17 protein-coding genes and 1 tRNA gene are annotated in these 18677 nt (G+C 57.7%); 10 read left to right on the top strand and 8 right to left on the bottom strand.

Annotated features, from left to right (window positions below; translation table 11 throughout):
- Positions 1-5: 5 nt before the first annotated feature.
- Genes phnE through phnD form a run of 3 tightly spaced genes read right to left on the bottom strand, consistent with a single transcriptional unit; the run spans position 6 to position 2496 of the window.
- Positions 6-815: a phosphonate ABC transporter, permease protein PhnE gene (phnE, locus tag P4L78_RS21200; RefSeq protein WP_283147581.1), complete on the bottom strand. Its 810-nt coding sequence runs from the start codon at positions 813-815 to the stop codon at positions 6-8.
- On the bottom strand, positions 812-1624 hold the full coding sequence (phnC, locus tag P4L78_RS21205) for a phosphonate ABC transporter ATP-binding protein (protein WP_309330530.1): 813 nt from the start codon (positions 1622-1624) through the stop codon (positions 812-814). Before phnC ends, phnE begins: the two co-directional genes overlap by 4 nt.
- Complete coding sequence (gene phnD, locus P4L78_RS21210; protein WP_309330532.1) at positions 1621-2496, bottom strand: phosphonate ABC transporter substrate-binding protein; 876 nt, start codon at positions 2494-2496, stop codon at positions 1621-1623. Before phnD ends, phnC begins: the two co-directional genes overlap by 4 nt.
- A 109-nt stretch (positions 2497-2605) precedes the next feature.
- Between phnD and P4L78_RS21215 the strand changes: the two genes are divergently transcribed.
- Both P4L78_RS21215 and P4L78_RS21220 read left to right on the top strand, forming a co-directional pair.
- Positions 2606-3499, top strand: coding sequence for a LysR family transcriptional regulator (locus P4L78_RS21215; protein WP_309330534.1), 894 nt, complete (start codon positions 2606-2608; stop codon positions 3497-3499).
- A 376-nt stretch (positions 3500-3875) separates the two neighbouring features.
- Positions 3876-5390 carry an EAL domain-containing protein gene (locus P4L78_RS21220; RefSeq protein WP_309330536.1) on the top strand — a complete coding sequence of 505 codons (1515 nt, stop codon included), beginning with the start codon at positions 3876-3878 and terminating at the stop codon, positions 5388-5390.
- Positions 5391-5590: 200 nt separating this feature from the next.
- On the opposite strand, the gene P4L78_RS21225 is transcribed toward P4L78_RS21220, so the two are convergent.
- Positions 5591-5666: transfer RNA gene (locus tag P4L78_RS21225), tRNA-Lys, on the bottom strand.
- A gap of 95 nt (positions 5667-5761) precedes the next feature.
- Positions 5762-6679, bottom strand: a complete 918-nt coding sequence (locus P4L78_RS21230; RefSeq protein WP_309330651.1) for a LysR family transcriptional regulator — start codon at positions 6677-6679, stop codon at positions 5762-5764.
- 171 nt (positions 6680-6850) lie between these two features.
- Here P4L78_RS21230 and P4L78_RS21235 point away from each other — a divergent pair, with 171 nt between their 5' ends.
- The 8 genes from P4L78_RS21235 to yicI all read left to right on the top strand — a co-directional run bounded on the left by P4L78_RS21235 (position 6851) and on the right by yicI (position 16957).
- Complete coding sequence (locus P4L78_RS21235; protein ID WP_309330538.1) at positions 6851-7864, top strand: zinc-binding alcohol dehydrogenase family protein; 1014 nt, start codon at positions 6851-6853, stop codon at positions 7862-7864.
- A gap of 131 nt (positions 7865-7995) precedes the next feature.
- Positions 7996-8790: an SDR family NAD(P)-dependent oxidoreductase gene (locus P4L78_RS21240; protein WP_283147587.1), complete on the top strand. Its 795-nt coding sequence runs from the start codon at positions 7996-7998 to the stop codon at positions 8788-8790.
- Between the two features lie 180 nt (positions 8791-8970).
- Positions 8971-10005 (top strand): substrate-binding domain-containing protein, encoded by a 1035-nt coding sequence (locus P4L78_RS21245; RefSeq protein ID WP_309330540.1) that lies wholly within the window; start codon positions 8971-8973, stop codon positions 10003-10005.
- Between the two features lie 327 nt (positions 10006-10332).
- The gene (locus P4L78_RS21250; protein ID WP_309330542.1) at positions 10333-11547 is read left to right on the top strand and encodes a sugar ABC transporter substrate-binding protein; all 1215 of its coding nucleotides are present in this window, start codon (positions 10333-10335) and stop codon (positions 11545-11547) included.
- Positions 11548-11622: 75 nt separating this feature from the next.
- A complete protein-coding gene (locus P4L78_RS21255; RefSeq protein ID WP_283147590.1) occupies positions 11623-12525 on the top strand; it encodes a carbohydrate ABC transporter permease in 903 nt (300 codons plus the stop codon).
- Between the two features lies 1 nt (position 12526).
- Positions 12527-13339: a carbohydrate ABC transporter permease gene (locus P4L78_RS21260; protein WP_283147591.1), complete on the top strand. Its 813-nt coding sequence runs from the start codon at positions 12527-12529 to the stop codon at positions 13337-13339.
- 125 nt (positions 13340-13464) lie between these two features.
- Positions 13465-14538: a sn-glycerol-3-phosphate ABC transporter ATP-binding protein UgpC gene (locus P4L78_RS21265; RefSeq protein ID WP_309330544.1), complete on the top strand. Its 1074-nt coding sequence runs from the start codon at positions 13465-13467 to the stop codon at positions 14536-14538.
- A gap of 97 nt (positions 14539-14635) precedes the next feature.
- Complete coding sequence (yicI, locus tag P4L78_RS21270; RefSeq protein WP_309330546.1) at positions 14636-16957, top strand: alpha-xylosidase; 2322 nt, start codon at positions 14636-14638, stop codon at positions 16955-16957.
- A 93-nt stretch (positions 16958-17050) separates the two neighbouring features.
- On the opposite strand, the gene P4L78_RS21275 is transcribed toward yicI, so the two are convergent.
- From P4L78_RS21275 to P4L78_RS21285, 3 genes are all read right to left on the bottom strand, one after another.
- Positions 17051-17197, bottom strand: a complete 147-nt coding sequence (locus P4L78_RS21275) for a hypothetical protein (RefSeq protein ID WP_309330548.1) — start codon at positions 17195-17197, stop codon at positions 17051-17053.
- Between the two features lie 375 nt (positions 17198-17572).
- Positions 17573-18085 carry a hypothetical protein gene (locus tag P4L78_RS21280; RefSeq protein ID WP_309330550.1) on the bottom strand — a complete coding sequence of 171 codons (513 nt, stop codon included), beginning with the start codon at positions 18083-18085 and terminating at the stop codon, positions 17573-17575.
- Positions 18086-18256: 171 nt separating this feature from the next.
- A complete protein-coding gene (locus tag P4L78_RS21285) occupies positions 18257-18628 on the bottom strand; it encodes a hypothetical protein (protein ID WP_309330552.1) in 372 nt (123 codons plus the stop codon).
- Positions 18629-18677 lie beyond the last annotated feature (49 nt).

An 18677-nucleotide genomic window follows, 5' to 3' on the forward strand; every position in this document is an offset into this window, starting at 1 on the left:
GCGCATTAGCCGCGCTGGATGGCCCGGCGCAAGCGCGATGAAATGGCATCCGCCGCAATCACCATGACGGCGATAACGATGATGCAGGTGGCCGACTGCGGGTATTTGAAGAGCTTGAGGCTGCTCAGCAACTCGAAACCCAGCCCGCCCGCGCCGACCATGCCCAGCACGGTGGCCGAACGCAGGTTGACTTCAAAGCGGTACAGAATCACGGCGATCCAGGCGGTGATGACTTGTGGTATCACGCCAAATACGATCACTTGTAGTGGCCGGGCGCCGGTGGCTTCCAGTGCCTCGATCGGGCCCTGGTCGATTTCTTCGATGCTTTCAGCAAAGAATTTGCCCAGCATCCCCACGCCATGCAGCGCCAGAGCCAGCACGCCGGGAAATGGCCCGAGGCCGACGGCGGAGACAAAAATCAGCGCCAGAATGAGCTCGTTGATACTGCGGATCAGGTTGAACAATTGCCGCGCGCCCTGATACAGCAGCCACGGCATATGCAGATTGCGTGCTGCCAGCAAAGACAGCGGCACGGCAAAGATCACGCCGAAGACTGTGCCCCACAGCGCGATCTGGAAGGTTTCCAGCGCCGGGCCGATCAGCCGGGGCAATATCTTCCAGTCTGGCGGTATGGTGCGGCCGATAAAATCGGCAATTTGCGGCAGGCCGCCAGCCAGATCACTCCAGCTCAGTTGCGCACCGGCGGCGCTCCATTGCAGCACCACAATGCCGATGACCATCGCGGCGCCCAGGCTCAACCATTGCGCGGAGTTTTTAGGCCCGCTGACCAGCCATTGATGCTTGAACGTGCTCATTGCAGTACCTCCAGGCCCACGGCGTGTGTGATTGCGGTCGCGGGAGTGAGACTCACCGGGGCTGTTGCCGGGGCTGATGCATCCTGGCCCGGATAGATGCGCTGCAAGTCCGCCTCGGTCAGCGCACCTTCGCTGCTGTCGAACACGATCCGGCCCTGCGCCAGACCCACAATGCGGTCGCCAAATTCGCGGGCGTATTCCACCTGATGCAGGTTGCACACCACGGTGATGCCTAGTTCCCGCGTGGCATCGCGCAGGTATTGCAACACCATGCGTGCGCTGTGCGGATCAAGACTGGCCACCGGTTCATCGGCCAGAATCACCCGCGGCTGCTGGGCCAGGGCGCGGGCAATCCCCACGCGCTGCATTTGCCCGCCAGAAAGCGAACTGGCGCGAGCCGTGGCTTTGGCGGCCAGACCAACCCGGCGTAAACACTCATGAGCCAGAGCGACGTCTTCACGCTTGAACAACTGAAGTATTGAGGTGAACGTCGGCAGCGCGCCCAAGCGGCCAGTCAGCACGTTTTTGAGGACCGACAAACGCAGAACCAGGTGATGGTGCTGGAAAATCATCGCCACCTGGCGACGCAAAGCACGGGTGGTGCCAGGCTGGTTGGCATCCAGCCCGGTGACTTCCAGTTCGCCCGAGTCCGCCGTCACCAGCCGGTTCATACAGCGCAGCAGTGTCGATTTGCCCGCGCCCGACTGCCCCAGGATAACCACGAATTCTCCCGGTGCGACATCCAGATCGATGCCGCGCAGAACCAGGTTGTCACCCCAGGATTTGGTGAGTTGGCGTACGTGAATCATTTCATTTTCCGCAAATCAAGATCGAGCACCTTGGCGGTTTCGCGAATGATGTCATAGGCGGCATCGTTGGTCGGCTGAAAGCCCGCCAGCATGCCTTGGTCGCCCCATGGCAGGTCTTTGATATTGGCAAAAGCCTTGCTCAGTTTTTCTTTGGTGGCCGGGTCCAGATCTTTACGCCAGACCATCGGCGATTCCGGGATCGGGCTGGAAGTCCACACCACCTTGAAGTCATCTTGCTTCACGATGCCACGAGCGATGGCAGAGGCGAGAATCCGGTCAGCCACCGCAGCGGCATCGACCTTTTTGTTCGCCACAGCCAGGATGCTGGCGTCGTGCGAGCCCGAGAACACAGTGCGCGAGAACAGTTTGTCTGTGTCATAACCCGCTTTCTGCAAAGCGGCTTTGGGGAACAAGTGGCCCGAGGTGGAGCTTGGATCAACAAAAGCGAAGGTATGGCCCTTCAGTTGCGCCAGCGAGCTGATATCCGACTCTTTGCGCACGATGATCAGGCTGTGGTACGCACTGGAGTTGTTTTTCTTGGTGACCGCAACCGCAAATGCTTCGGCATCAGCCACCTGGTTGGCCAGCGCGTAAGAGAACGGCCCCAGATAAGCGACATCCAGCTTGCCTGAGCGCAGTGCCTCAATCACGCCGTTGTAGTCGGTTGCCACAAACGGCTTGATGGTCAGACCGGTTTGCTGATGCAGACTTTCCAGGACTTGTTTGCTGCTTTCAACCATGGCTTGGGAGTCTTCGGATGGAATCAGGCCGATGGTGAGCGTGGTTTTAGGTTCGGCTTGGGCCGGGGTAGCAACAAGCAGCGGCAACACCGCCAGACAGAGCGCGGACAGCAAAGACGACATGCGTTTCATGGCAAACCTCGTGACAGGGAGAATGCCGCAGAGATTAACGACGTAATGTGACAGTCATCTGAGCGGTTCAACATGTCTTTGCCCAGCAAACTATAGAAGGAATCTATACATGAGCACTGCCCGGTTCCGCGCCTTCCTCGCGGTGGCGCGCTACGGCAGCTTCAGCGCCGGTGCCCGCGCTTTGGGGCTGAGCCAGCCCACGCTGACGGCACAAGTGCAGGCGCTGGAAAAACAACACAATGTGGAGTTGTTTGTGCGCCATGGCCGGCGGCTGCAATTGTCTGAAGTTGGCCAGCAACTGCTGCCATTCGCCCAGCAACTGGCTTCGCTGGAAACCGATGCGTACAACCTGCTGCACGATTCAGGCAGGCTCACTCGCGGTCAGTTAAAGCTGGGCGCGGTGGGGCCGTTTCATGTGATCGAGATGGTTGATGCATACCGGCGCCAATATCCCGATATCGAGATATCGATCCGCATCGGTAATTCCGCTGCGGTGCTGGCTGATCTGGAAAACTACATCACCGATATCGCGGTGCTGGCCGGTCAGCATGATGATCCGCGCTTTGCCATTCACAGTTACGCTCGTCATCGCGTGGTGTTGTTTGCCAATGTGGCGCATCCGTTTGCCCATCGCGGCAGCATTTCGCTGGCCGAGTTGCACCAGCAACCCTTGCTGCGCCGGGAAAAAGGCTCAACTACCCGCGCCGCGCTTGATCTGGCGCTGCAGCAAGCGGGCGTCAAACCCCATATGTCGATGGAGATTGGCAGTCGCGAGGCGCTGCGTGAAGCCGTTATCCGTGGCTTGGGTTTGGGTACGGTGTCCGAGGCCGAATTCATTGCGCACCCGGATATCCGTGTCGTGCGGATCGAGGGCGACCCGGTCCACACCGAAACCTATGTTTATTGCCTGGCTGAGCGGCGACACAGCTTGCTGATTTCGTCGTTCTTTGAGCAGGCATTGTCCGGCGAGCCGAAAAGGCAGGTGGAGCTGACTAGCACGTAATGTGCGCTGCGATATTTGATACTCATCAACGATCAGTGCGGCAATAAAACAAGCTGCCGCTGTCAATTAATGCCCATCATACAAAACGGTATGCCGGGCAAAATCAGTCCAATGCAAAAGGCATAAGGCAGCGGGGTTGTACGGTTTTTTCATGCAGAAAGCCCGAAACGTCAGAGATCGTCAGAGACCGTCAGCGACGAATACACACCGCTGAAACTTGCGCCCAAGCAGTCATCCATCTTGCCCGCTTTGGCCAAATTGGTGGCCTGTATCTAGCCCATTGCATCTGCTCTGCCTCACCAAATGGAAAGCGCGCCCGGACTCGGGCCTATGATCAGGCTCCAGCTATAGCGGCACCACAAAGGTTCCGCTCATAATGAAACTTCGGCCCTGGTACATGCCGGTGGCGATCGCCACCGGTTTTTGTGCGCCTGCGCTGCTGATTGCGCTGGTCTCCTACGGCATCGCCCAGCAAGCCTTTCTGCACCGCATTGACGAGTTTTCCGGCCGCGTATTGCTGCGTGCGGAAATGGTCGCGGGCGAGGCGCAAAACGCTCTGGCCGAGGCCAACGCTACAAGTGGTCCCTATTGTGGCGAGGCGCATCTGCATGCTCTGCGCGAGATCGAGCGCAAATATCGCTACGTGCGTGAAGTGGCGTATCTGCAAGGTTCTACCCTCGTCTGTACCTCTCACGTCGCAGAGGTCGGCAAGGGGCTGGCCAATGCCGCCGATGTTGCTGCCGGACTGGACTCCAGGTTTGTAGCATTGCGAGACCGACAGCATCTGGTCATCGTTGATCCGCGTTTCTATGTAGATATCGTTCCGCTCGATAACACAATCCAGCTGGGTGTGGTCGACACCGCCAACGGCCAGGCCATTGCCAGATGGCCACATGCCGACCCGGAAATATTGAAACAGGCGCTCGCCGGCAAACTGGATAAACAGACAGTGGAGGGCCGCATATTCCGGGTTGTGCGCTCGAAACAGATGGCAATGGCAGTGGTGATCTATGAGCCGGTGATGCCGTTCCAGCAGGCATGGCAAAAGCTGCTTTATATCTGCATGCCCTTCGCTCTGGCCATGAGCTTGCTGGCTAGCTGGCTGGTACTGCGCTGGGCCCGCAAATGGCAGGGGCCCAGAGCCACCTTGCTCGAAGCGCTCCGGCGCAAACAATTCTTTGTGCAGTACCAACCCATTATTGAGCTGGATACCGGCAGATGTAGCGGCGCGGAGGCCCTGGTACGCTGGTGCACGGCAGAGAACGTAACCGTCAGCCCGGCAACTTTCATCCCGATGGCCGAGAGCCTTGGACTATTGCCGCAGATCACGGACGTGGTACTGGCTCAAATCGCACGCGACCAGGGCGCGTTTCTTGTCGCCAATCCATCTCTGCATATTTCGGTGAATTTCGCTGCATCAGACCTGCAGCAAAGCGACGTGGTCGGCAAATTGACCGGCATGGTGGCGCAAACGGGTATCCGGCCCGAACAGATATGGGTGGAAATTACCGAAAGTGCCTGCGTTAATGATCCCGTTTCGCTAGATGCGCTCAACCGCCTGCACCACGCCGGTTTTGCTATCTATATCGATGACTTTGGTACGGGTTATTCCAGCCTGGCCTATTTATCAGAATTGCCGCTCGCTGGCCTGAAGGTCGACAAGATGTTTGTTGACGCCATTGGCAAAGCGACGGCAACCGCAGACATCACCGAACACGTTATCGCAATGGCTCAGGATCTGAACCTGAACATCGTGGCAGAAGGCATAGAGACCGCAGAGCAGCACGCTTATCTGAAGGCTCGCGCAGTGCAATATGGCCAGGGATGGCTGTTTGCGCGCGCGCTGGATGCGAAGGCTTTTCAGAGTTTCCAGTCTGCAACTGCGCCGTAAAAGCCGAATTGGCAAACCGGTTTCTCAATGCAAGGATGGTTGCGGCTGGCCGATAGCGATGGGTCGATTTCTCCAGGAAATACAATCATTGCCATGGCCGGTTGTGCTTGGGAGCGACGGTTTGCGTGGAGATCAGGTTTGAAAATGCATTGCAGAATGCAAAAGAGGCCAGCCCTTGCGAGCTAGCCTCCTGAATTTTCTGGTGGGTCGTGCGGGATTCGAACCTGCGACAAACGGATTAAAAGTCCGCTGCTCTACCAACTGAGCTAACGACCCAACGAGCCGCGCATTCTGCCTAAGAATTGTCGGGGCGTCAACACTTTGCTGTGGATATTTTTTGGGCGCAGCAGCAAAACCGCCAGTTTGCGGGCTTAAAGGGCGGCTGGATTCGCAATCTGGATGTACCGGGCAAACCGGCTTTGCAGGTATTCACGCAGGCGAATGACGGTGGGCGATAACGTGAGGCGGTGGGCGCAGAGCAGGTACATGGGGGCAGCTTCGCCCTGATATTGCGGCAGCAACAATTGCAGCCGACCGAGTTGCAAATCGGGCAACACATCCAGCTTCGATTTGTAGGCAATGCCCAGCCCGGCCAGCACCCAGCGGCGCACCACTTCGCCATCGTCGCTCACCCGGTCGCCATGTACCGCCACTGTGTAATCCGTATCGCCCTGGCTGAAGCGCCAACGTTCGTGCACGGTGTCGCTGAGCAGAAAACGCAGACAATTGTGCTGACGCAGTTGCGCGGGAGTTTGTGGGGCCGGGTGGCGAACCAGATAGTCGGGTGACGCCACCAGCACGCGGCGATTTGTGGGTTCCAGCGGCAACGCCACCAGGCTGGAGTCTTCTGGTGCGCCATAACGCAGGGCGATATCGACCGGTTGCCGGTAAAAATCGGCGAGGCGGTCGCTGATGCGAATCTGGAAGCCCACCGCGGGATGTTCACGCTGGAAGTCATCCAGCCAGCCTGTCAGCAAATTGCGGCCCAGGTCGGAGGGCATGGAGATGCTCAAGGTGCCGGAGATACGTTGTTTGTCCTGGGCGATGGCATCGCGGCCCGCTTCGAGTGCGGTCAGCGCGCTGCGGGCGTGCTCCAGATAGCGTTCGCCGTCACTGGTCAGGCGCAAACTACGGGTGGATCGCACAAACAGCCGCGTTTGCAATTCGGCCTCAAGCCGTTTGAGCGCGGCGCTGGCGACGGCGGGAGTGAGATCAAGTTCGCGCGCGGCGGCGGAAAAGCTGCCGTTTTCTGCCGCCCGTACAAACACCAGTAAATCTTCAATTCGCACCAAGATTTAAGGCCCTCATTTTGGCTATTTTCAAAAATAAATTGAAACTGCATCTGATCTTAGCCTGTTTTTCAGCTGCCGTAACAGGGTCAAGATGCGCTCATTCGATTCGCATGTGGCAGTGGCATTGCCCTGCCAGTCAGCACCTTTACAACGTTCCGGAGAAACATCATGAAAGCAGTAGGCTATTACCAGAACCAGGCCATTGATCACCCTGAGTCACTGATCGACCTGACCCTGCCAGACCCGACGCCGGGCGAGTACGACTTGCTGGTTGAGGTGAAGGCGATCTCGGTAAACCCGGTGGACGTCAAAATTCGCGGCGGGGTGGCGCCAACGGCCGGTGAGGCCAAGGTCATTGGCTGGGACGCCGCTGGCGTGGTGCGTGCAGTGGGCAGCAGGGTCAGTTTGTTCAAGCCGGGGGATCGCGTGTGGTACGCCGGTTCATTGACCCGGCCCGGCACCAACAGCGAACTGCATTTGGTGGATGAGCGCATTGCGGGCCGCATGCCGCAATCGCTGGATTTCGCCCATGCTGCGGCGCTGCCACTGACGGCTATCACGGCTTGGGAATTGCTGTTTGATCGCCTGCAGGTGCTGGATAACGCTGCGCCGAGTGGTAACGCATTGCTGGTGATCGGCGCTGCGGGTGGCGTGGGTTCGATCATGGTGCAGCTGGCGCGGCAATTGACCGGGCTAACCGTGATCGGCACCGCTTCGCGGCCAGAAACCCAGGCTTGGGTAAAAGAGCTGGGCGCGCATCACGTGATCGACCACACCAAGCCGCTCACCGAGGAACTCAAGCGCATTGGCGTTGCTCAGGTGGAGTACGTGGCGAGCCTGAACCAGACCGAGGCGCACTATGCGCAGATCGTCGAGGCGCTAGCCCCGCAAGGCAAGCTGGCGCTGATTGATGACCCGGCACAACTGGATGCGCGCCCGCTCAAGCGCAAGAGTATTTCGCTGCACTGGGAGTTCATGTTTACGCGCTCGATGTTTGCCACTGCTGATCAGATCAAGCAGCATCAGTTGCTGACCCGCCTGGCGGATCTGATCGATGCCGGGGTGATTCGCACGACGCTGGCCGAGCATTTTGGCACCATCAATGCCGCCAATCTGAAAAAGGCGCATGCCTTGCTGGAAAGTAACAAGGCGCGCGGCAAGATTGTGCTTGAAGGGTTTTGATCTGATGGCTTCGGCCTGATGTAGTGCTCAGGTTATTCGAGGGTTTGCTGGCCCGGCGGCTACCTTTGTCCGGGCGGCACATTTGGGGTTTGATTGATTCTGGCTTTGCCACACTCAGGAGCAAGTTTGCTATGCATATCGATTTGACAGGTAAAACCGCACTGGTCACAGGTTCGTCATCCGGCATTGGTTTGGCGATTGCGCGTGGGCTGGCCGAAGCTGGCGCCTCCGTCGTTTTGCATGGACGTGATGCGGCCAAACTGGAGAAAGCACGCCAGAGTATTGCTGCGGCTTTTCCGAAAGCTACGCTCAGCGTGATCGCGTCTGATCTGGGTACAGCGGCGGGCGCGCAAGCCATCATCGCCGCCTATCCGGATGTGGATATCCTGGTGAACAACGCCGGGATTTTCGAACCGCGGGAGTTTGCCGAGATCACCGACGAACACTGGCAAACCATGCTTGATGTGAATGTTATGAGCGGGATTCGGCTGTCGCGCCATTACTTGCCGCGTTTGCTCAAAGCCAACTGGGGCCGCGTGGTGTTTATCTCCAGCGAATCCGGTTTGAACATTCCGGCAGAGATGATCCATTACGGCGTCAGTAAAACCGCACAACTGGCGGTATCGCGTGGCATGGCCGAATTGACTGCGGGCACAGGCGTGACTGTGAACGCGGTACTGCCCGGCCCGACACGCTCAGATGGCGTGGGCAACTTTTTTGGTGAAATCGCCAAAGAACAAGGCGTCCCGCAAGAGCAGGTTGAGCGTGATTTCATTGCTACGCATCGACCGACATCGCTGCTCAAGCGCCTGGCTACGGTGGAAGAAGTCGCCAATATGGTGGTGTATGTGTGCTCCACGCAGGCTTCTGCCACCAACGGCGCGGCGCTGAAGGTCGATGGCGGAGTGGTGCGCTCTATCGCCTGATCAGGCTTGATGGGGGTCATGAAGAATGCAAATTGCGGCGCGTTGCCTGTAAGGTAATTGCGCCGTATTTGTTCCCGGCTTGTCCGCTCGGCTCAGGGCGGCTTGTTAACGCCGACCGGTCCGGCTACGCTTGCGGCCAAATAACCCGCATGTATCTGCACGCCAAAGGACCAGTCCAATATGGGCATCCGCAAGCTCGCCAGCGAGCTGAATCTATCCGTTTCCACCATCTCCCGTGCTCTGAACGACAGTGACGAAGTGAGCGAGAAAACCCGCGAACGTGTGCGCGAGGCAGCGGCCCGTCACGGTTATGCGCCTAATCGCGCCGCCGAAAGCCTGCGCAAAGGGCGGCTGAACACCATTGGTTTGATGCTGCCCGCCCGGCTGGAAGAAGAGAACTACACGCTGGCGCTGTTCATGCGTCTGGCCGATGGTTTGCAATCTGTGCTGGCCATGCATGGTATGGATCTGGTTATGTACGGCAGCAAATCTTACGAAGAAGAGTTCGTGCGTTTGCGGCGCATTGTGGAACGACATCACGTGGATGGCGTGATTCTGGCCGGCACGCGCCGCCATGATGAACGCATTGATTACGTGGCCGGGCGTCGTTTCCCGTTTGTGGCCTTCGGCCGTAGCGAATCCGGTGGTGACCACGCCTGGATCGATCTGGATTTTGCCGCTGCCGCAAAAACCGCCGTCAGCCATCTCACCGGATTGGGGCATCAGTGCATTGCCATTGGCGTACCCGGTAAAGACGCCATGCAGGCGCATCTGTATCTGCAAGCCTGGCAAACTGAAATGGCCAGGGCGGGATTGCCACTGCTGCCGGATTTCGTCCAGGTTGATGAACTGTCTGAGCGCGGCGGTTATCGCATCACCGAAACCCTGCTGGCATTGCCGCAGCCGCCGACGGCGATCATGTTCCAGAGCGATAGCATGGCCATTGGCGCCTATCGCAAACTCAATGAATTGGGCAAAACGCCGGGGCGCGATCTGGCCGTGTTTGGCGGCGTACTGGCGGGGGATGTGCCGGAATACCTGTCGCCAAGGTTGAGTGGTTTTACGGTGGATGCCCAGGCTTTGGGCGTGCGCATGGCCAAGGTGTTGCTGTCGCAATGGCCGCAGTTTGCTGAAATTTATGGCACGGAACCTCGGCAAAGCGTGTGGCCGCTGGATTTGCGGGCACGCGATAGCGATGGCGGAGCAGGCCACTGAAACAGCGTATCCGGCGAGAGGCGAACGCGGATTTTGCTGGCTGTCGTTTTGTTGCTAATCACCGCTGCACTTCTGTTTTTCCACAATCCCGATTCTGTTTTTCACTTGCTTGCTTGACAGCTTTTGGTGCGAGGTCAAGAATCGCCGCACCATTTCGGAAACGTTTCCGTAACTTGTTCCGGAAAATTACAAGCGATTCAATAGCAGCTTTACTCGCTGCCGGAATGGCGCGCAAGACAACAGCATATTCATGACCGGTGGACTGACACCGACCCAGCAGGCGAACCCGGTTTCGCCATCCGCGACTTTGCAGCAACTGGAGGGGCTATGAAAAAGAACATGCGTGCCGTGTGTACGGCACTGGGTCTGGCATTCACGCTGGCTAACGCGGCAGCGCTCGCCGCCAGCCTGTCGGTATGGGCGGTGGATGAGCCAGACAACTACACCGAAAAAATGGCGCGCGAATTCGCCAAGCTGCACCCGGATGTACAACTGCAAGTGCGCAAGGTCGGATTCTCGGCCCTGAACGACGAAGCAATGCGTGCGGTGATGTCGGGCAATGGCCCCGATGTAATCCCGGTCGATAACCCGAACACCGCCATGTTTGCCGCCCGCAATGCGCTGCTGGATCTGACCCCGTATCTGGCCAAATCCAAAGTGATCGACGTCAAACAGATCTTCCCCGGCCCGCTGAAAAACGCCAGCTGGAACGGCAAGGTCTACGCGATTCCTCGCGGTACCAACACCTTGGCGCTGTACTACAACGAAGACCAGTTCAAGGCTGCCGGGCTGGACCCGAACAAGCCGCCACAAACGTGGGAAGAGCTGTATGCCTACGCCAAGAAACTGACCAACGCGCAAAAGAACATCTACGGCCTGGCGTTCTCGGCAGTGGGTGACGAAGAAGGCGTATTCCAGTTTCTGCCGTTCATTCAGGCTACTGGCGCCGATTGGGACAAGCTGAACAATCCGGGCGCTGCCCGCGCCGCTGCGTTCTGGCAAAAACTGCTGGACGACAAACTGGCTTCGCCGGACACGCTGAGCCATCGCCAGTCTGAAGCGGCCGCTACCTTTATCAACGGCAATGCGGCCATGGATATCAACGGCCCGTGGGAACTGATGGCTGTCGAGAAAGGCGCCAAGTTCAAATGGCGCGTAGCGTTGCTGCCAACCGAAAAGGCCGGTGGTACCAAGGCTTCGGCGCTGGGCGAACAGAATCATGCCATTTTGCGCACCGCCAAGAACCCGCAAGTGGCGTTTGAGTTCCTGGAATACATGTACAGCCAGCGTGGCCGTAACTGGAACGAATTCGGCATGCTGCCACCGTCCAAAGACACGGTGACCAAAGACCCGAAATGGCCGGATGCGTACAAGACGTTCAACGAGCAAATGCAATATGCCCGTCCACGTGGCCCGAATCCGGAATGGCCGAAGGTCTCCAAGGCGATCTCCACCGCTGTTCAGTCGGTGTTGACGCATCAGGCTGATCCGAAGAAAGCGATGGATGCGGCCTACCAGACTGTGCAATCGATCAAGAAGTAAGCGTTTCACCTCTGCGGGCGGCGGCGGATGTACGCCGCCGCCCGATTCGCATTTCCAGGCTTTACGGGGCAACCCATGAACAAGTTATTTGCCCGCTTTCCCAAAGAGAGCGGCTTCGAGATCACGCTGGCGGTATTTGCGCTGGCGTATCTGCTGGTCTTTGCCGGCTTGCCACTGCTGTACAACATTGTGTTGTCGTTCCAGCAAGTGGACTTGATGGAGCCAGCCACGCTGCTGCGCCCGTTTGCCGGGCTGGCCAATTATCACGATATCTTCAGCCGTCCTGAAGCGCGCCAGGTACTGGTAAACACGCTGCTGTTTGTCGGTTTGTCGCTGGCGCTGCAAGTGGTCATCGGCTTTCTGCTGGCGCTGCTGTTTCTGCAAGACTTCCCCTTCGCCACCTTTATGCGCGGCCTGTTTCTGGCGGGCTGGATCATGCCCGGGCTGGTGGTTGGGGTGATCTGGAAACTGCTGTTCGCCGGCGATTTCGGTGTGCTCAATGACTTGCTGATGCGCTCCGGCATTTTGCATGACCGCATCTTCTGGCTGTCCGACCCGGCGTATTCGATCTACGCGGTGATCATCGCCAACGTCTGGCTGGGCGTGCCGTTCAATATGCTGCTGCTGTCAGTCGGTCTGGCGGCGATTCCCGGCGACTTGTACGAAGCTGCGGAACTGGATGGCGCCAACGCCTTGCAACGCTTCTTTGGCATCACGCTGCCCATGATGAAAGCCACGCTGGGCGCGGTGATCTCGCTGGGCGCAATCATGACCATGCAACAGTTCGACCTGATCGCCGCGCTTACCCAAGGCGGCCCGGCCAATTCGTCGCAAGTGGCACAGTACTGGTCATGGCAGTTGTCGTTCCAGACCTTCGAAGTGTCGGCTGGTTCGGCCGTAGCCACGCTGATGATGATTCTGGTGCTGATCGTGGCGGTGTTTTACGTGCGCTCCACGCGCAATGAACGGATGGTGTGAGATGAAGCGCTATGTCTTGTTTGTGATCGCGCTCATCGTCACCGCGGTCTATCTTTTTCCGCTGTACTGGATGTACATCACCGTGTTCAAAAGCGCGGCCGAGATGTTCCAGTCCCCGCCTACCTTCTGGCCCGCCCACGCCGAATCGCATATCTGGCAGGTGTTTACCGAGCGCGGTATGGGCAAGTTCTTGTGGAACTCGTTCATCATCGCCTGCGGCACCACGGCAGTGACGGTGTTTGTCGGTACTGGTGCAGCGTATGCGCTGGCTAGCGTACAAAACCGCTGGACCAGCCTGGCGATTTTCGCCGTGTTGGTGCTACAGGCGCTGCCATCGAGCCTGATGGTGACGCCGATCTTCACCGCTTTCAAAGGACTCGGTCTGCTGGAAACCCCACGCCTGGCAGTGGTGATTGCGCAGATCACCAAAACGTTGCCGTTCTACATCGTGCTGTGCCGCGCCAGCTTTGTGCAGATTCCGCGTGAACTGCGCGACGCCGCACTGGTGGATGGCGCCTCTCCCGCCCGCGCCTTCTTTGATGTGATCTTGCCACTGGCGGTGAACGGCATTCTGGTGACGGCAATCCTGGTGTTCCTGCAATCGTTTGGTGAGTACGTCTACGCCCGGTCGCTGATTCTGGATGACCAATACCAGACCGCCACGGTCGGGCTGTCGGCGTTTATTGGCGCCACCAAGATCGACTGGATCGGGATCATGACTTACTCCGCGGTGTTCGTAACGCCAATCCTGATCGCCTTCATGCTGCTGCAGCGACGGATTGTGGCTGGGCTGACCGCTGGCGCTTTGAAGTGAGCGGCTCAGAAAACCAAGTGGAACGATGCCGACAAGGCGTACGAAGTGCAGACAGTACAAGTGCTACGGCAAACGAGTACAACGCAGGCGGCAGGGTTTTATGAGCCGCTCACACGGAACAGATCATGAATCGCATTGAAATTGAACATCTGAACAAGTCCTACGGGCCGGTGGAAATCCTCAAGGACATCACCATTGCCGTGCCGGAAGGGCGTTTTGTGGCGCTGATCGGGCCATCGGGCTGCGGTAAATCCACGCTGTTGCGCACCATTGCCGGGCTGGAACAAATCACCGGTGGCACGTTGAAGATTGACGGCAAAGTGGTCAACAAAACCCCGCCGCGCAAGCGTGACGTGGCGATGGTGTTCCAGAGTTACGCGCTCTACCCGCACATGAATATCGAAAAGAATATGTCGTATTCATTGCGCCTGAAGCGCAGCGCGCCGCAGGTCATCAAAGACAGCATTAGCGGCGTGGCTGAAACGCTGGGGCTGACACATTTGCTGGAGCGTATGCCGCGCCAATTGTCCGGCGGACAACGCCAGCGGGTGGCGATGGGCCGCGCCATTGTGCGCAATCCCAAGGTGTTTTTGTTCGACGAGCCATTGTCCAACCTGGATGCCGCGCTACGCGTCCACATGCGCTCGGAAATCCGCAAATTGCACGAGCGCTTGCACGCCACTTCCGTTTACGTAACGCACGATCAGGTCGAAGCCATGACCATGGCCGATCACGTGGTGGTGCTGCGCGCAGGCCGCGTCGAACAACAAGGCGAGCCGCTGGCGCTGTATGACAAACCAGCCAACAAGTTTGTGGCAGGGTTTATTGGTTCACCAGCCATGAACTTTATCGAAGCACAAATCGGCGGTGATGGCCGCAGCGTGTTGTTTGGTGCCGAAGACCTGCAAACGCTGGATATTGGTCGTGATTTGCCACCAGGTTTGAAAGTGTGGCTGGGTTTGCGACCAGAACATCTGCATCTGCAAGGTGCCGGGCAAGCGGTGCGCTGCGCAGTGGAGAACGTCGAAACCACCGGCTCGATGACCTTTATCGAAGCCCGCCCCGGTGGCGCGGCCGCGCAACCGTTGCTGGTGGCGCATGCCGGCAAAGCCACGGTGACGACGGGGGAGCAGTTGAACCTGCATATCGCCACCGAACATTTGCATCTGTTCGATCGCGAGACCGAAAAAGCCATTTAAGCGAAGGTGCTCCGGTGCGCTACAGCGCCAGGTATCTCGGATTTTATTGTTGACCGGAAACGTTTCCGGTCAAGCATCAACAAAACGGAATTCCAACATGAAAATCAGTGACGGTAACTGGCTGATCCGCGAAGGTCTGAACATCCTGTACGCGGTGCAAATCCACAGCGTGGATGTGCTGGACGATGAACTGCTGATCTACGCCGCCCCGCGCGACGTCTCCGGGCGTGGCGCGCAGCTGGATACGGGTCTGCTCGCGTTTCGTATCCACTCGCCGCAGAACGGTGTCATTGGCGTGCGCGTCGATCATTTCCAGGGGGTGCGTGATACAGGCCCGCATTTTGAAGTGAACCGCCAACGTGTGCCGGTGCAGATCACCAACACCGCTACCGAAGCGACGCTGACCAGCGGCTCGCTGACCGTGCGCATCGCCAAAACCGGCGATTGGGCGGTGGACTTTCTGCGTGGTGAGCAGCGGATTACCGGTAGCGGTTTTCGCGGTTGCGGCCATCTTACCGATGGCAATCAGGAAGACGCGCCGTATATGTTCGAGCGCCTCGACTTGGGCGTGGGCGAGAATGTCTATGGCCTCGGCGAGCGCTTCACCGCTTTCGTGAAGAACGGCCAGACCGTGGAAAGCTGGAACCGCGATGGTGGCACCAGCACCGAACAAGCCTACAAGAACATCCCGTTTTATCTGACCAATCGCGGTTATGGCGTGTTTGTGAATCACCCGGAGAACGTCTCGTTTGAAGTGGGCAGCGAGAAGGTCACCAAGGTGCAGTTCAGCGTGCCCGGCCAGGGGCTGGAGTATTACGTGATCGACGGCCCGACACCGAAAGAGGTGCTGGACCGCTACACACAACTGACCGGTCGCCCGGCACTGCCTCCGGCCTGGTCGTTCGGGCTGTGGCTGACCACTTCATTCACTACCGATTACGACGAAGCCACGGTCAATCACTTCATTGATGGTATGGCCGAACGCAATATTCCGCTGCATGTGTTCCACTTTGACTGCTTCTGGATGAAGGCTTTCCATTGGTGCAACTTTGAGTGGAACCGTGAAACCTTCCCCGATCCGCAAGGCATGCTGGCGCGGCTGAAAGCGCGTGGCCTGAAAATTTGCGTGTGGATCAACCCGTATATCGCGCAACCGTCACCGCTGTTTGCCGAGGGCAAAGCCAAGGGTTATCTGCTGCAAAAGCCCGACGGCGATGTGTGGCAGTGGAACAAATGGCAACCCGGTCAGGCGATTGTCGACTTCACCAATCCGGCCGCGTGCGAGTGGTACGCCGGGCATCTGCGCCGCTTGCTGGATATGGGCGTGGATTGCTTCAAGACCGACTTCGGCGAGCGCATCCCCACCGACGTGGTTTACCACGATGGTTCGGACCCGCAGAAGATGCACAACTACTACAGCTACCTGTACAACAAGGTGGTGTTTGACGTACTGGTCGAAAAACGTGGCGCGGCCGAAGCGGTGGTGTTTGCCCGTTCCGGCACAGTCGGTAGCCAGAAGCTGCCGGTGCACTGGGGCGGCGATTGCAGCGCTACCTACGAATCGATGGCGGAAACGCTGCGTGGCGGGCTTTCGCTGTGCTTGAGTGGCTTTGGTTTCTGGAGCCACGATATCAGTGGCTTTGAGAACACCGCCCCCGCCGATGTCTACAAACGCTGGTCGGCGTTTGGTTTGCTCTCCAGCCACAGCCGCCTGCATGGCAGCAAATCGTATCGGGTGCCTTGGCTGTTCGACGATGAGGCCGTGGCGGTGGTGCGCCACTTTACCGAGTGGAAATCGCGTCTGATGCCGTATCTGTATGACGCATCGGTACAAGCCACCACCGGCACGCCCACCATGCGCGCCATGATGCTGGAGTTCCCGCATGATCCGACTTGTGATTATCTCGATCGCCAGTACATGCTGGGTGATTCGCTGTTGGTGGCGCCGGTATTCAATGCGGCGGGCGATGTCGACTTCTACGCGCCAGAAGGCCGCTGGACGCATCTGTTCAGCAACAAGGAGATTGTCGGTGGCCGCTGGCACCGCGAACAGCACAGCTTTTTGAGCCTGCCGCTGTACGTGCGCCCGAACACCTTGCTGGCGCTGGGCACCAACGATCAACAGCCCGATTACGATTATGCGGCGCAGAGCGAACTGCATCTGTTTGCGCTAAAAGATGGGCACAATGCTACGGCAACAGTGCGTGACTTGCAGGGCGCGACGGTCAACACCGTGAAGGTAAGTCGGAAAGGCAACGCCCTGAGCGTGGAACAAACCGGCAAAGCACAAGATCTGACGCTGGTGCTGCGTAATGTGCCGACGCTGGCCAGTTCCCCGGCACTGGAGACGGAAAGCACGCCACTGGGTTTGCGTATCAGGATTCCTGCGGCAAAGCTGCCGCTGACCTTGGCTCTCTAACCGGGCGCCAGCGGGAATGTGAAAAAGCGGCAGCCTATCGGTTGCCGCTTTTTTGCGCCTGGACATTCACACCACCACCGCGCAAGCGACGAATCAGTGGTCCCAAGGCAAGGGAATGGTGAAGGTATCCGCTTCGGGCTGGGTGGATTGCTCGGTAGGAGGGGGCGGCAACTGTGCGGCCTGAACGGCTTTCTTTTCCTGAAGCAAGCGCCAGATGCGGACATGAGAGGCACGATGCATGGCGATTCGGGCAAGGTTTGATTTGTTCACGGCGGGCCTGTGTGCTTCACGTGACGGTTTCACGGGGGCAAACGCATCAAGTCACTGGATACGGCTTGCACTGGCCCGCATTATCCGCTCGCTTGCGCATGCCTTGGGTATTTTCGTGTTACAAATCAAAAACTGTGGACCGAATGGCTATCGAACTATTGGCTGTAAGCCTCGCCGTTGCTTATGTTTTATATTTTTAATGGCCACGATACCGTCAAAAATACCGTCAACACGTGCCCGCTTGCCTCATTTATAGGGTTTTTGCGTAAGCAAGCATTGCGACCTTATTGTGCGAGTCTTGAAAAGCAAAACCCCGCGGTCGCGGGGCTCGGTATTTAGTTAATACTATTTCTTCGCTATCAACTCGGTGAGCCCCTTGAGCACCTCACCGACGCCTTTCATAACTTCACCGAGGCCCTCGGTTGTCGGGCTTACACTTTCGTCGTCGTCGCCCTTTTGTTTTTCTTTTGTAGGTGCTCGTTCAAACACGCGCTTCAACAACGCAAACAAGAGCAATGTTGGTGGGATAATCAGTTCAGAACCGATCAACAGCAGATGCCAATCAAAAACAGAGGCTGGAGACGGTTTTACTTCGTCAACTTTGCTGGCGGCCACTGCAGATGCTTTCTGCACGACCACACCCTTCACGTCGGATGCAGCCGCCTCCCGATGAGATAGTGCTTCAATGTCGTTTTGATGGATGCCAGCGTCAGCACTAAGGGATACCGCGGATGCTGTGTTAGTGCCAGCACCAACATGGCGGTGTTTCCAGATCAGGGTTTGGGTGCGTACCTCACTGCGTACCTTGTTCTCGCGCACTAATACCAATGTTTCCGAAGAATGTGTTTTCGGTGGCAACCAGCCAGTCTGCAGTGGTTCTTTCCGGATAAATAACCGTGGTTACCGTGTTAACCATCTTGTTAACCATCTTGTTAACCGTCTTGTTAACCTTTGGCTTTGTCACAAACACCGACAGGTGAGGTTTTGTGAGGTTTAGCCAATGTTGTCGAGCCGATGCGGTTGCAGAAATCAAGCCTGGTTCAAGTCAGGCGCACGGTCTATGATTTCCTGGCGCTCAACTGCATTGATTGCGTCCAATTCTACGTTGCGCAGAAAACTCAGTACGATCCGATGACCTAACAGTATTGCCTCGGCGAGGGCCCGATGCGAGGCCCTGAACTTGTCGAACTTACCCCTTCGATAGGGTCTGCCATGCAGCAGATTCAACACGTTGCGTCGATAGTGCTTCAGTGGGCGTTTGCTGCCCCCCTTGGCTTTTCCCACATAGCTGTGTAACAGCACGCCAGAATATGCGTCATAAATTTCCCACAGGTAGAGCAGAGGTTTATCCTGCTCCACGCCGTTCTCATTGAGGTGGAATGTAAATGCCAATTCGCTCAATTTGCTCACCGTCGTAATTTCCCCAAGCAGTCCCTTGCACTGCGCATGA

The organism is Silvimonas sp. (assembly GCF_031291215.1).
Classification (GTDB): Bacteria; Pseudomonadota; Gammaproteobacteria; order Burkholderiales; family Chitinibacteraceae; genus Silvimonas; species Silvimonas soli.

Coding starts and splice junctions, on each gene's coding strand:
- phnE (WP_283147581.1), bottom strand. CDS start 815: ATGAGCACGTTCAAGCATCAATGGCTGGTCAGCGGGCCTAAAAACTCC.
- phnC (WP_309330530.1), bottom strand. CDS start 1,624: ATGATTCACGTACGCCAACTCACCAAATCCTGGGGTGACAACCTGGTT.
- phnD (WP_309330532.1), bottom strand. CDS start 2,496: ATGAAACGCATGTCGTCTTTGCTGTCCGCGCTCTGTCTGGCGGTGTTG.
- P4L78_RS21215 (WP_309330534.1), top strand. CDS start 2,606: ATGAGCACTGCCCGGTTCCGCGCCTTCCTCGCGGTGGCGCGCTACGGC.
- P4L78_RS21220 (WP_309330536.1), top strand. CDS start 3,876: ATGAAACTTCGGCCCTGGTACATGCCGGTGGCGATCGCCACCGGTTTT.
- P4L78_RS21235 (WP_309330538.1), top strand. CDS start 6,851: ATGAAAGCAGTAGGCTATTACCAGAACCAGGCCATTGATCACCCTGAG.
- P4L78_RS21240 (WP_283147587.1), top strand. CDS start 7,996: ATGCATATCGATTTGACAGGTAAAACCGCACTGGTCACAGGTTCGTCA.
- P4L78_RS21245 (WP_309330540.1), top strand. CDS start 8,971: ATGGGCATCCGCAAGCTCGCCAGCGAGCTGAATCTATCCGTTTCCACC.
- P4L78_RS21250 (WP_309330542.1), top strand. CDS start 10,333: ATGAAAAAGAACATGCGTGCCGTGTGTACGGCACTGGGTCTGGCATTC.
- P4L78_RS21255 (WP_283147590.1), top strand. CDS start 11,623: ATGAACAAGTTATTTGCCCGCTTTCCCAAAGAGAGCGGCTTCGAGATC.
- P4L78_RS21260 (WP_283147591.1), top strand. CDS start 12,527: ATGAAGCGCTATGTCTTGTTTGTGATCGCGCTCATCGTCACCGCGGTC.
- P4L78_RS21265 (WP_309330544.1), top strand. CDS start 13,465: ATGAATCGCATTGAAATTGAACATCTGAACAAGTCCTACGGGCCGGTG.
- yicI (WP_309330546.1), top strand. CDS start 14,636: ATGAAAATCAGTGACGGTAACTGGCTGATCCGCGAAGGTCTGAACATC.
- P4L78_RS21275 (WP_309330548.1), bottom strand. CDS start 17,197: ATGCATCGTGCCTCTCATGTCCGCATCTGGCGCTTGCTTCAGGAAAAG.